The sequence below is a fragment of the Streptomyces sp. NPDC005722 genome (assembly GCF_040630935.1).
Taxonomy (GTDB): domain Bacteria; phylum Actinomycetota; class Actinomycetes; order Streptomycetales; family Streptomycetaceae; genus Actinacidiphila.
The window spans coordinates 37,757-52,715 of sequence record NZ_JBEXYN010000019.1; the positions used below are offsets into that span (position 1 = coordinate 37,757).

Here is a 14,959-nt window from a genome sequence, read left to right on the forward strand (position 1 = left end):
ATGGCAGATCAGGACAAGATCCTCGGCTACCTGAAGCGGGTGACGGCCGATCTGCACCAGACCCGGCAGCGGCTCCGCGAGGTCGAGTCGGCGGAGCCGGAGCCGATCGCGATCGTCGGCATGAGCTGCAGGTTCCCCGGCGGCATCACGTCGCCGGAGGGCCTGTGGGACCTGGTCGCCCAGGGCCGCGACGCCATCACCGACTTCCCGTCCGACCGCGGCTGGGACATCGACTCGCTGTACGACGCCGACCCCGACCAGGAAGGCACCAGCTACACCCGCGAGGGCGGATTCCTCAACGGCGTCGGGGAGTTCGACGCCGCGTTCTTCGGGATCAGCCCTCGCGAGACCCTCGGCATGGACCCCCAGCAGCGCCTGCTGCTGGAGACCGCCTGGGAGACCTTCGAGCGGGCCGGGGTCGACCCGGGCACCCTGCGCGGCAGCAAGGCCGGTGTCTTCATCGGCACCAACGGCCAGGACTATCCCGAGATGCTGCACGACGTCCCCAAGGGCGTCGAGGGATACCTGATGACCGGCAACGCGGCCAGCGTCATCTCCGGCCGCCTGTCGTACACCTTCGGCCTTGAGGGCCCGGCGGTCACCGTCGACACCGCCTGCTCGGCCTCGCTCGTCGCGCTGCACCTGGCCGTGCAGGCGCTGCGCAACGACGAGTGCACGATCGCCCTCGCGGGCGGCGTCACCGTCATGTCGAGCCCGCGTGCCTTCATCCAGTTCAGCCGGCAGCGCGGGCTCGCCCCCGACGGCCGCTGCAAGCCGTTCGCCGAGGGCGCCGACGGCACGGGCTGGGGCGAGGGCGTCGGCATGCTGCTCGTCGAGCGGCTCTCCGACGCCCGCCGCAACGGCCACCCCGTGCTGGCGATCGTCCGCGGCTCCGCCATCAACCAGGACGGCGCCAGCAACGGCCTCACCGCCCCCAACGGCCCGTCCCAGCAGCGCGTCATCCGCCAGGCGCTGACCAACGCCGGGCTCAGCCCCGCGCAGGTCGACGTCGTCGAGGCGCACGGCACCGGCACCACCCTCGGCGACCCCATCGAGGCGCAGGCGATCCTCGCCACCTACGGCCAGAACCGTCCCGACGGGCGCCCGCTGTGGCTGGGCTCGGTCAAGTCCAACATCGGCCACACGCAGGCCGCCGCCGGTGTCGCGGGCATCATCAAGATGGTGCAGGCGATCCGGCACGGCGTCCTGCCCAAGTCGCTCCACATCGACGCGCCTTCCGCCAACGTCGACTGGACCTCCGGCGACGTCGCCCTGCTCACCGAGTCGGTGCCGTGGCCCGCGACCGGGCAGCCGCGTCGCGCCGGCATCTCCTCCTTCGGCGTCAGCGGCACCAACGCCCACACCGTCATCGAAGAGGCCCCGAGCGCCGACGAGCCGCAGGAGCCCTCCGCCGAGGAGGCCGCCCCCGCGGCCGAGGCCGTGCAGGGCGCCGACGGCCCGGTGCCGCTGATGCTGTCCGGCCACGGCGACACCGCCCTGCGCGCGCAGGCGGAGCGCCTCGCCGCCCACCTGCGCACCCACCCCGAACTGGCCGCCGACGCCGCAGGCCTGACCGACCTCGGGTTCTCGCTCGCCACCAGCCGCGCCGCCCTGGACCGCCGGGCGGTGCTGTTCTCCGCCGACCGCGACGCGCTGCTCGCCGGCCTCGACCTGCTGGCGGACGCCGACCGCACCGAACAGCCCGCGGAGGCCGTCCTCGGCACGGCGGGCGAGGGCAAGACCGCGTTCCTCTTCACCGGACAGGGCAGCCAGCGCCCCGGCATGGGCCGCGACCTGTACGCGACCCACCCGGGCTTCGCCCGCGCCCTGGACGAGGTCCGCGACGCACTCGACCCGCACCTCGACATCCCCCTGTACGACGTGCTGTTCGCGCCGCAGGACAGCCCGCGCGCCGCCCTGCTCGACCAGACCGCCTACGCGCAGACCGCGCTGTTCGCGGTCGAGGTCGCCCTCTTCCGTCAGCTCGAACAGTGGGGCGTGGCGCCCGACTTCCTCATCGGCCACTCCATCGGCGAACTGACCGCCGCCCACGTCTCCGGCGTCCTCACCCTGCCCGACGCGGCCCGCCTGGTCGCCGCCCGCGGCCGGCTGATGCAGGCGCTGCCCACCGGCGGCGCCATGATCGCCGTCGAGGCCGCAGAGGAGGAAGTGACGCCGCTGCTCACCGGCCGGGTCGGCATCGCCGCCGTCAACGGCCCGCGCTCCGTCGTCGTCTCCGGCGAGGAGGACGCCGCCGAGGCGATCGCCGAGGAACTGCGCGCCCAGGGCCGCAGGACCAAGCGCCTGACGGTCAGCCACGCCTTCCACTCCCCGCTGATGGACGGCATGCTGGAGGCGTTCCGCGACATCGCCGGGACCATTGACTACCGGCCGCCGGTCATCCCGATCGTCTCCAACCTCACCGGCGCCTCCGTCACCGCCGACGAGATCGGCACCGCCGACTACTGGGTCCGCCACGTCCGCGAGGCCGTCCGCTTCCACGACGGCGTGCGCCGGCTGGCCGCGCAGGGCGTCACCGCCTTCGTCGAGGTGGGCCCCGGCGGCGTGCTGACCGCCCTCGCCCAGGAGTGCGTCGACGACCCGGGCGCCCTGTTCGTGCCCGTGCTGCGCGCCGACCGCGCCGAACCGGCCGCCCTGGCCGGCGCGGTCGCGCAGGCCCACGTCCACGGTGTCCCCGTCGACTGGCGGGCCGTGTTCGCCGGCCGCGGCGGCGGCCGCGTGGACCTGCCCACGTACGCCTTCCAGCGCGAGCTGTTCTGGCCCGAGCAGCCCACCGCCTGGGCGGGCGACGTCACGGCTGTCGGCATCGGCTCCGCCGACCACCCGCTGCTGGGCGCGGCCATCGCCCTGGCCGGCGGCGACGGCCACCTCTTCACCGGCCGGCTCTCGCTCGCCACCCACCCCTGGCTCGCCGACCACACGGTGATGGACACCGTGCTGCTGCCCGGCACGGCCATGGTGGAACTCGCCCTCCAGGCCGGCGACCACACCGGCTGCCCCCTGCTGGACGAACTCACCCTGGAAGCGCCGCTCGTGCTGCCCCCGCACGGCGGCGTGCAGATCCAGCTCGCCGTCGGCGCGCCCGACGCCGAGGGACGCCGCGCGCTGACCCTGCACTCGCGTCCCGAGGACGCGGCGGACGACACCTGGGGCGAGGGCGCCTGGACCCGCCACGCCACCGGTGTCCTCGCCCCCGCCGCGCCGGGCGCCACCCCGTCCGCCGACGACCTCGCCGAGTGGCCGCCCGCGGGCGCCGACGAGGTCGTCGTCGACGGCCTGTACGACTGGCTGACGGAGTCCGGTTTCGCCTACGGACCCGTCTTCCAGGGCCTGACCGCGGCCTGGCAGCGCGGCGACGAGGTGTTCGCCGAGGTCCGCCTGCCGCAGCAGGCGCACGCCGAGGCCGGCCTGTTCGGCGTCCACCCCGCGCTCCTCGACGCCGCCCTGCACGCCGTCGGCATCGGCTCGCTCCTGGAGGACACCGAGCACGGCAGGCTCCCGTTCTCCTGGAGCGGTGTCGCCCTCCACGCCGTCGGCGCCCGCGCCCTGCGGGTCCGCCTCGCGCCCGCGGGCAACGACACCGTCTCCGTCACCCTCGCCGACGAGACCGGCGCCCCCGTCGCCTCCGTGGACGGGCTGCTGCTGCGGCCGGTCTCGCCCGAGCAGGTGCACGCCGCGCGCACCGCCTTCCACGAGTCGCTGTTCCGCGTCGAGTGGACGGGCGTCCCGGCGCCCGCCGCCACCACCGTCGCCGCCGGCCAGTGGGCCGTGCTGGGCGAGGCGGGCGGCGCGTTCACCGGCGCCCTGCCCACCGCGGCGGTCCACGCCGGCCTCGACGCGCTCGGCGCCGCCCTGACGGCCGGCGGACCCGTCCCGCAGGCCGTCGTCGTGCCCTTCGGCGACGGCGGCGAGACCTCCCTCGACGCCGACCTGCCGGGCGCCGTCCGCACCGCCCTGCACGACGCCCTCGCGCTCGCCCAGGCCTGGCTCGCCGACGACCGCTTCGCCGCCTCCCGCCTGGTGTTCGTCACCCGCGGCGCGGTCGCCACCACGGCCGCCGCCGACGTCGCCGACCTCGCCCACGCCCCGCTGTGGGGCATGCTGCGCTCCGCCCAGTCCGAGCACCCCGACCGCTTCGTCCTGGCCGACCTGGACGGACGCGAGGAGTCCCTGCGCGCCCTGCCCGGCGCGCTCGCCCTCGCCGGCGCGGAACCCCAACTCGCCGTCCGTGACGGCAAGGTCCTCGTGCCCCGCCTGACGCGGGTCGCCGCCGCGCCCGAGCAGCAGGCGCCCGCCCTCGACCCCGACGGCACCGCCCTCGTGACCGGCGCCACCGGCACCCTCGGCGGGCTCGTCGCCCGCGACCTGGTCACCCGGCACGGCATACGCCGGCTGCTGCTGACCAGCCGCCGCGGCGAGGCCGCCCCCGGCGCCGCCGAACTCCTCGCCGACCTGCGCGAGCTGGGCGCGGAGGTCGCCCTCGCCGCCTGCGACACCGCCGACCGCGACGCGCTGGCCGCGCTGCTGGCGACCGTCCCCGCCGACCGTCCGCTGACCGCCGTCGTGCACACAGCGGGCGTCCTCGACGACGGCATCCTCGAAGCGCTCACCCCCGAGCGCGTCGACCGCGTCCTGCCCGCCAAGGTCGACGCCGCCGTGCACCTCCACGAACTGACCCGCGACGGCGACCTCGCCGCGTTCGTCCTGTTCTCCGCCGCCGCCGGCACCCTCGGCGGCCCCGGCCAGGCCAACTACGCCGCCGCCAATGCCTTCCTCGACGCCCTCGCCCACCGCCGCCACGCCGAGGGGCTGCCCGCCACCGCGCTCGCCTGGGGCCTGTGGGCCGAACGCAGCGGCATGACCGCCGACCTCGCCGACACCGACCTGGAGCGGATCTCCCGCGCCGGCGTGGCCGCGCTCTCCTCCGAGCAGGGCCTGGCGCTGCTCGACACCGCCCGCGCCGTCGGCGAGCCCACCGCCGTCCCCATGCACCTGGACCTGGCATCGCTGCGGCAGGCCGACGCGAGCATGGTGCCCGCCCTGCTGCGCGCCCTGGTCCGCCCCGCGGCCCGCCGCGCCGCCGACACCGCCGAGGCCGCCCCGGCCGGCGGGCTCGCCGGCCGGCTCCTGCCGCTGACCCCCGCCGAACGCGACCGCCTCCTGCTGGACACCGTCCGCGTCCAGGTCGCCGCCGTCCTCGGCTTCCCCGGCCCCGAGGCCGTCGACCCGGCCCGCGCCTTCAAGGAACTCGGCTTCGACTCGCTGACCGCCGTCGAGCTGCGCAACCGCCTCGGCTCGGCGACCGGCGTGCGCCTGCCCGCCACCCTCGTCTTCGACTACCCGACGCCGAACGCGCTCGTCGCGTTCCTGCGCACCGAACTCCTCGGCGACGACGCCGACTCCGCCCCCGTCAAGGCCGTCACCACCGTCACCGCGACCGACGACGACCCTATCGCCATCGTCGGCATGAGCTGCCGCTACCCGGGCGGCGTCACCACCCCCGACGAGCTGTGGCAGCTCGTCGCCGGCTCGGTCGACGCCATCACCCCGTTCCCCACCGACCGCGGCTGGAACCTCGCCGCGCTCTACGACGCCGACCCCGGACGGGCCGGCACCAGCTACACCCGCGAGGGCGGCTTCCTCCACGACGCCGCCGACTTCGACCCGGACTTCTTCGGCATCAACCCGCGCGAAGCCCTCGCCATGGACCCCCACCAGCGGCTGCTGCTGGAGACGTCCTGGGAGGCCTTCGAGCGCGCCGGCATCGACCCCACCTCGATGCGCGGCAGCCGCACCGGCGTCTACGCCGGCGTGATGTACCACGACTACCTGACCCGGCTGGCCGCGCTTCCCGAGGGCCTGGAGGGCTACCTCGGCACCGGCACCGCGGGCAGCGTCGCCTCCGGCCGCGTCTCCTACACCCTCGGCCTGGAGGGCCCGGCCGTCACCGTCGACACCGCGTGCTCCTCCTCGCTGGTCGCCCTGCACCTGGCCGTCCAGGCGCTGCGCAGCGGCGAGTGCGACATGGCCCTCGCGGGCGGTGTCACGGTCATGTCGACCCCCGACACCTTCATCGACTTCAGCCGCCAGCGCGGCCTGTCCACCAACGGCCGCTGCAAGTCCTTCTCCGCCGACGCCGACGGCACCGGCTGGGCCGAGGGCGCCGGCATGCTCCTCGTCGAACGGCTCTCCGACGCCCGCCGCAACGGCCACCGCGTCCTCGCCGTCGTCCGCGGCACCGCCGTCAACCAGGACGGCGCCAGCAACGGCCTGACCGCGCCCAACGGCCCCTCCCAGCAGCGCGTCATCCGCGCCGCCCTGGCCGGCGCGGGCCTGACGACCGCCGACGTCGACGCCGTCGAGGCGCACGGCACCGGCACCACGCTGGGCGACCCCATCGAGGCGCAGGCGCTGCTCGCCACCTACGGCCAGGGCCGCGCCGCGGACCAGCCGCTGCGCCTGGGCTCCATCAAGTCCAACATCGGCCACACCCAGGCCGCCGCCGGCGCCGCCGGCATCATCAAGATGATCCTCGCGATGCGGCACGGCGTCCTGCCGCAGTCCCTGCACATCGGCGAGCCGTCCCCGCACATCGACTGGTCCGCGGGCGCCGTCTCCCTGCTGACGGAGGCCGAGTCCTGGCCGGCGACGGACCGCCCCCGCCGCGCGGGCATCTCCTCCTTCGGCGTCAGCGGCACCAACGCGCACGTCATCATCGAGGAGCCCCCCGCCGAGGCAGGGGACGTCATCACCGGCCCGGCCCCGGCGGCCGTCCCGCTGCCCTTCGTGCTGTCCGGCCGCACCCCCGCCGCGCTGCGCGCCCAGGCCGCCCGCCTGGCCGCCCACCTCGCCGAGCGGCCCGAGGCCGCCCCCGCCGATGTGGCGCTGTCGCTGGCCACCACCCGCACCGCCCTGGACCGCCGGGCCGCCGTGGTCGCCCACGACCGCGCCGGGCTGCTCGCCGGCCTCGCCGCGCTCGCCGGGGACCAGGACGGCGCCCATGTCGTCCGGCACACCGCCGCCGACGGCAGGACCGCGATCCTGTTCACCGGACAGGGCAGCCAGCGCCCCGGCATGGGCCGCGAACTGTACGACACCCACGCCGTGTTCGCCGCCGCACTGCACGCGGTGTGCGAGGAGTTCGCCCCGCACCTCGAACACCCCCTGAAGGACGTGCTGTTCGCGTCCGACGGCGACGAGCTCGACCGCACCGCGTACACCCAGCCCGCCCTGTTCGCCCTGGAGACCGCGCTCTACCGGCTCGTCGAGTCCTGGGGCGTCCGCGCCGACTACGTCTCCGGCCACTCCATCGGCGAGATCACCGCCGCCCACGTCGCCGGTGTCCTCACGCTCCCCGACGCGGCCCGGCTCGTCGCCGCCCGCGGGCGGCTCATGCAGGCCCTGCCCGAGGGCGGCGCCATGATCGCCCTGGCAGCCGCCGAGGACGAGGTGCTGCCGCTGCTGGCCGGCCACGAGGACCGGATCGGCATCGCCGCCGTCAACGCCGCCGACGCCGTCGTCATCTCCGGCGAGGAAACCCTCGCCCTGGAGATCGCCGCCGAGTTCGAACGCCGCGGCCGCCGCACCCGGCGCCTGACCGTCAGCCACGCCTTCCACTCCCCGCTGATGGACGGCATGCTCGACGACTTCCGCGAGGTCGCCGAGTCGATCACCTACCACCGGGCGACCGTCCCCGTCGTCACCAACCTCACCGGGCGGCTCGCCGGCGACGAACTGCGCACCGCCGGCCACTGGGTCGCGCACGTCCGCGAGGCCGTCCGCTTCCTCGACGGCATCCGCACCCTGGACGCCGAACACGTCACCACCTACCTCGAACTCGGGCCCCAGGGCGTGCTGTCCGGCCTCGGCCGCGACTGCCTCCCCGAGACCGCCGACCCCGCCGACGCCCCCGTCTTCCTGCCCGCCCTGCGCCGCGACCGCGGCGAGGCCGAGGCCCTGACCGAGGCGCTGGCCGCCGCGCACACCCGGGGCATCGCGGTCGACTGGCAGGCGTACTTCGCCGGGACCGGCGCGCAGCGCGTCGACCTGCCCACCTACGCCTTCCAGCGGGAACGGTTCTGGCTGGAGACGCCGGCCGGATTCGTCGGCGACGTCGAATCCGCCGGTCTGGGCGCCGCCCACCACCCGCTGCTCGGTGCCGCCGTCGCCCTCGCCGACGGCGAAGGTTTCCTGCTCACCGGACGCCTCTCCCTCGACACCCACCCCTGGCTCGCCGACCACGCCGTCATGGGCTCCGTCCTCCTGCCCGGCACCGCCTTCGTCGAACTCGCCGTCCGCGCGGGCGACCAGGCCGGCTGCGACCTGCTGGAAGAACTCACCCTCGAAGCTCCACTCGTCCTCGCGCCCGGCGCCGTCGTCCGCCTCCAGATCGCCGTCGGCGCCCCCGACGCGACCGGCCGCCGCGCCCTGGACGTCTGGTCCACCGACCACGACGCCCCCGCCGACGAGCCGTGGACCCGGCACGCCACCGGCCTGCTCTCCGGCGGAGCACCCGCCCCCGCCTTCGACCTCACCGCCTGGCCGCCACCGGGCGCCGAAGCCGTCGGCGTGGACGGGCTGTACGAGCACCTCGGCCAGGGCGGCTTCGCCTACGGCCCGCTCTTCCAGGGCCTGCGCGCCGCCTGGGTGTCCGGTGACGACGTCTACGCCGAAGTCGCCCTGCCCGACGACCAGCAGGGCGAGGCCGCCCGCTTCGGCCTGCACCCGGCACTGCTCGACGCCGCCCTGCACGGCACCTTCGTCCAGCCCGCCCCCGAGGGCGAGCGTCCCGGCCGGCTGCCCTTCTCCTGGCGGCAGGTGTCCCTGTACGCCGCCGGCGCCTCCGCACTGCGCGTCCACCTCACCAGCGGCGGCGAGGACACCCTCTCCCTGCGCATCGCCGACACCACCGGCGCACCCGTCGCCACCGTCGGCAGCCTCATGGTGCGGCCGGTCGCCGCAGGCCAGATCGGCGGCGGCCCGCGTTCCGCCCACCACGAGTCCTTGTACCGCGTCGACTGGGCCACCCTGCCCCTGCCCGCCGACGCCCCCGCCGCCGGCGCGCCGTGGGCCTGCGTCGGGCCCGACGCGCTGGACGTCCCCGGCGTCGACACCACCGCCCACAGCGGCCTGGACGCCCTCACCGCCGCCATCGAGGCGGCCGGTGCCCCCGCGCCCGCGTACGTCCTCGCCCACCTCGCCCGCGATACGGCCCCCGACGCCCTTGCGGACTCCGTGCACACCGCTGCACACCGGGCACTGGTCCTCGTCAAGGACTGGCTCGCCGACGACCGGCTCGCCGCCTCCCGCCTGGTGCTCGTCACCCGGGGCGCCGTCGCCACCCAGAGCGACTGGGACGTCGCCGACCTGGCCCACACGGCCGTGTGGGGCCTGGTCCGCACCGCACAGTCCGAGAACCCCGACCGGTTCGTCCTCGTCGACCTCGACGGCGACCCCGCTTCCGCGCAGGCGCTCGCGGCCGCCCTGGCCAGCGGCGAGCCCCAACTCGCCGTCCGCCGCGGCACCGTTCACGCGCCCCGGCTGGCCCGGGTCCCCGCCACGACGGCGCTGACCCCGCCCGCGGACACCACCGCCTGGCGCATGGACATCCAGGACAAGGGCACCCTGGACAACCTCACCCTGCTGCCCAGCCCCGAGTCCGAGGCACCGCTGGAGCCCGGCCAGGTCCGCGTCGCCGTCCGCGCCGCCGGCCTCAACTTCCGTGACGTCCTCAACGCCCTCGGCATGTACCCGGGCGACCCGGGCCTCATGGGCAGCGAGGGCGCCGGCCTCGTCGTGGAGACCGGCCCCGGCGTCACCGACCTCGCCCCGGGCGACCGCGTGATGGGCATGCTGCCCGGCGCGTTCGGCCCGTTGGCCGTCGTCGACCGGCGCATGGTCGCCCCGATGCCGGACGGCTGGACCTTCGCCGAGGCGGCGTCGGTGCCGATCGTCTTCATGACGGCGTACTACGCGCTCCACGACCTCGCCGGTTTGCGCGGCGGCGAGTCCGTCCTCATCCAGGCGGCCGCGGGCGGCGTCGGCATGGCCGCCGTCCAGCTCGCCCGTCACTGGGGCGCCGACGTCTACGCCACCGCCAGCCCCGGCAAGTGGGACACCCTGCGCGGACTCGGCCTCACCGACGACCGCATCGCCTCCTCCCGCACCCTCGACTTCGAGGACGCCTTCCGCGCCGCGACCGGTGGGCGGGGTGTCGACGTCGTTCTGGACTCCCTGGCGCGGGAGTTCGTGGATGCTTCGTTGCGGCTGCTGCCGCGCGGCGGACGTTTCGTGGAGATGGGCAAGACCGACGTCCGTGAGCCGCAGGACGTCGCCGCCGCCCACCCCGGCGTCGCCTACCAGGCCTTCGACCTGACCGAGGCCGGCCTCGACCGCATCCAGGAGATGCTCACCGAGTTGCTGGCCCTCTTTGACGCGGGCGCCCTGCGGCCGGTCCCGGTCTCCGCCTGGGACCTGCGCCAGGCTCCCGAGGCCTTCCGCTACCTCAGCCAGGCGCGCCACGTCGGCAAGATCGTGCTGACCCTGCCCACCGGCTGGGACCCCGAGGGCACCGTCCTCATCACCGGCGGCACCGGTACGCTGGGCGCGCTCGTCGCCCGGCACGCCGTCACCGCGCGCGGCGCCCGCCACCTGCTGCTCACCAGCCGCCGCGGCGAATCCGCCGCCGGCGCCCGCGAACTCGCGGACGAACTGCGCGCCCTGGGCGCCGAGGTCACCGTCGCCGCCTGCGACACCGCCGACCGCGAGGCGCTGGCCGCGCTGCTGGCGACCGTCCCCGCAGACCGTCCGCTGACCGCCGTCGTGCACACCGCGGGCGTCCTCGACGACGGCGTCCTGGACTCCCTCACCCCGCAGCGCCTCGACACCGTCCTGCGGCCCAAGGCCGACGCGGCGCTCCACCTGCACGAGCTCACCCGGCACCTCGACCTCGCCGACTTCGTCCTCTTCTCGTCCGCCGCCGGCACCTTCGGCGGCGCCGGCCAGGCCAACTACGCCGCCGCCAACGCCTTCCTCGACGCCCTCGCCCGCCACCGGCAGGCCCACGGCCTCGCCGGAACCTCCCTCGCGTGGGGCCTGTGGGCCGAGGCCAGCGGCATGACCGGCGAACTCGACACCGCCGACAAGGACCGCATGACCCGCTCCGGGGTCCTCGGCCTGTCCTCCGACGAGGGCCTGGCCCTCCTCGACACCGCCCGCGGCACCGGCGACGCCCTCCTCGTCCCCATGCACCTCGACCTCGCGCCGCTGCGCCGGGCCGACGCCAGCATGGTGCCCCACCTCCTGCGTGGCCTGGTCCGCACCACGACCCGCCGCGCCGCCGCCGGGGCACCCGCGGCAGGCGGCGGGACGCCGCTCGTCGACCGGCTCGTCCGCCTGCCCGAGGACGAACGCGACGCCCTCCTGCTCGACCTCGTCCGCGGCCAGGTCGCCGCCGTCCTGGGCCACGCCACCCCGGACGCCGTCGAACCCACCCGCGCCTTCAAGGACCTCGGCTTCGACTCGCTGACGGCCGTCGAGTTCCGCAACCGGCTCGGCGCCACCGCCGGCATCCGCCTGCCCGCCACCCTCGTCTTCGACTACCCGACGCCGACGGTCCTCGCCGGCTACCTCAAGGACGAACTCCTCGGCTCGCAGGCGGCGGTTGCCGCAGCGGCCGCCGCCGTCCCCGGCCGGGCCGCGCACGCCGCCGAGGCCGACGAGCCCATCGCGATCGTCGCCATGAGCTGCCGCTTCCCCGGCGACGTCCGCACCCCCGAGGACCTCTGGAGCCTGCTCGCCGACGGTCGCGACGGCATCGGCCACCTCCCCACCGACCGCGGCTGGGACCTCGACGGCCTCTACAACCCCGACCCCGACAGCCCCGGCACCTCCTACGCCCGCGAAGGCGGCTTCTTCTACGACGCCCACCACTTCGACCCCGCGTTCTTCGGGATCAACCCGCGCGAGGCCCTGGCCATGGACCCGCAGCAGCGGCTGCTCCTGGAGACGTCCTGGGAGGCGTTCGAGCGGGCCGGCATCGACCCGGGCGACCTGCGCGGCCGCCAGGTCGGCGTGTTCGTCGGTCAGATGCACAACGACTACGTCTCGCGGCTGAACACGGTCCCCGAAGGCGTCGAAGGCTACCTCGGCACGGGCGGCTCCAGCAGCATCGCCTCCGGCCGCGTCTCGTACACCTTCGGCTTCGAGGGCCCGGCCGTCACCGTCGACACCGCGTGCTCCTCGTCGCTGGTCGCCCTGCACCTCGCTGCGCAGGCCCTGCGCAACGGCGAGTGCACGCTCGCCCTCGCGGGCGGCGTCACCATCATCACCACCCCCGACGTCTTCACCGAGTTCAGCCGCCAGCGCGGCCTCGCCGCCGACGGCCGCTGCAAGCCCTTCGCGGCCGCCGCCGACGGCACCGCGTGGGGCGAAGGCGCGGGCATGCTGCTCGTGGAGCGGCTGTCCGACGCCCGCCGCAACGGCCACCCGGTGCTCGCGGTGGTGCGGGGCTCGGCGGTCAACCAGGACGGCGCCAGCAACGGCCTCACCGCCCCGAACGGCCCGTCCCAGCAGCGGGTGATCCGCGCCGCCCTCGCCAACGCCGGCCTGACGGCCGCGGACGTCGACGCGGTGGAGGCGCACGGCACCGGCACGACGCTGGGCGACCCGATCGAGGCCCAGGCGCTCCTGGCCACCTACGGCCGCGACAAGACCGATGACCAGCCGCTGTGGCTGGGCTCCATCAAGTCCAACTTCGGCCACACGCAGGCCGCGGCCGGTGTCGCGGGCATCATCAAGATGGTCCTCGCGATGCAGCACGGCGTCCTGCCGGAAACCCTGCACGTGGACGCGCCGAGCCCGCACGTCGACTGGTCCGAGGGCGCGGTCTCCCTGCTGACCGAGCAGATGAACTGGCCCGACACCGGCCGCCCGCGCCGCGCCGGCATCTCCTCCTTCGGCATGAGCGGCACCAACGCGCACGCCATCATCGAGCAGGCGCCTGACACGGTTCGGGTCCCGGTCGTGGCCCCGGCTGGGGACGCGCCCGCCGCGCGGACCCTCCCGTGGCTCCTCTCCGCCCGGACGCCGGAAGCGCTGCGCGCCCAGGCAGGCGCACTGCACGCCCACGTCGAGGCCCACCCCGACGCCCGCTCCGCCGACATCGGCCACTCCCTCGTCACCAGCCGCGCCCTGTTCGACCAGCGCGCGGCGGTCGTGGCGGCGGACCGGGACGAGCTGCTGCGCGGCCTGGCCGCACTGACGGCGGACGGCCCGTCGGCGTCGGTGACGCGGGGCGCCGCCGGTGCCGGGAAGCTGGCGTTCCTGTTCACGGGGCAGGGGAGTCAGCGGCTGGGGATGGGGCGTGAGCTGTACGACGCCTATCCGGTGTTCGCGCGGGCGTTGGACGCGGTGCGTGAGCGGCTGGGTCTGGACGTGCTGTTCGGTGACGACGCCGAAGCGTTGGACCGGACGGAGTTCGCGCAGCCGGCGTTGTTCGCGGTGGAGGTCGCGCTCTTCAGGCTGTTGGAGTCGTGGGGTGTGAAGCCGGACTTCGTGTCCGGTCACTCCGTGGGTGAGATCGCTGCCGCCCATGTGGCCGGGGTGCTGACGCTCGAGGACGCGTGCACGTTGGTCGCGGCTCGTGGTCGGCTGATGCAGGCGCTGCCTTCCGGTGGCGTGATGATCGCGGTGCAGGCGTCGGAGGACGCGGTCCTGCCGCTGCTGACCGACCGGGTGAGCATCGCAGCGGTCAACGGGCCTTCGTCGGTGGTGATCGCGGGTGACGAGGATGCCGCGGTCGCGATCGTGGAGTCCTTCGGTGACCGGAAGTCGAAGCGGCTGACGGTCAGCCATGCGTTCCACTCCCCGCACATGGACGGGATGCTGGACGCGTTCCGCGAGGTCGTGGCGGGGCTTTCCTTCGAGGCTCCGCGCATCCCTGTGGTCTCGAACCTGACCGGTGCCATCGTCACGGACGAGATGGCGTCGGCGGAGTTCTGGGTGCGGCACGTGCGGGAGGCCGTGCGCTTCCTGGACGGCGTCCGCGCCCTGGAGGCGGCCGGCGTCACCACATACCTCGAACTCGGGCCCGACGGCGTCCTGTCAGCGATGGCGCAGGAGTGCCTGACCGGCGAGAGCGCCGCCTTCGCCCCGGCCCTGAGGAACGGCCGACCGGAGGCCGAGACGCTGCTCACGGCGGTCGCGACCGCCCACGTGCGCGGTGTACCCGTCGACTGGCAGGCGTACTTCGTCCCCGACCGCCCCCAGCGCGTCGACCTGCCGACCTACGCCTTCCAGCGTTCCGTCTACTGGCTGGACGCGGGTCGTTCGCAGGGCGACGTCGCGTCGGCCGGTCTTGGGGCGGCGGATCATCCGCTGCTGGGTGCGGCGGTCGAGCTGCCGGACTCGGACGGGGTGGTGTTCACCGGGCGCCTGTCGCTGACGACGCACCCGTGGCTCGCGGACCACGCGGTCATGGGCTCGGTGCTCCTGCCGGGCACCGCCTTCGTCGAGTTGGCGGTGCGTGCGGGTGAGCTGGTCGGGTGTGAGGTCCTGGAGGATCTGACGCTTGAGGCGCCGCTGGTGCTGCCGGAGCACGGTGGCGTGCAGCTGCGTCTGTCGGTGGGTGCCGCCGATGGTCAGGATCGTCGTGCGCTCGTCCTGCATTCGCGAGTGGAGGACGGACCGTGGGTCCGGCATGCGACCGGGTCGCTGGCCGGGCGGGGTGCGGTGCCGGCGTTCGATCTGGCGGTGTGGCCGCCGGTCGGCGCGGAGCCGGTTGCCGTTGACGGTCTGTACGAGGGTCTGGCGGGTGCCGGGTTCGGGTACGGGCCGGTGTTCCAGGGTCTGCGGTCGGTGTGGCGTCTGGGTGAGGACGTGTTCGCCGAGGTGCGGCTGCCGGAGTCGGCGGAGGCCGAGGCGGGGGCGTTCGGGTTGC

The 14,959-nt window shown here is 75.3% G+C and carries 1 protein-coding gene (only partly in view); it reads left to right on the plus strand.

Annotated features, from left to right (window positions below; all coding sequences use genetic code 11):
• Positions 1-14,959, plus strand: the 5' portion of a protein-coding gene (locus ABZ479_RS22175; protein WP_500463243.1) for an SDR family NAD(P)-dependent oxidoreductase. Its footprint extends 12,566 nt past the window's final position; 14,959 of the gene's 27,525 nt are visible here — the first part of the coding sequence; the start codon lies at positions 1-3; its stop codon lies beyond the right edge, outside the window.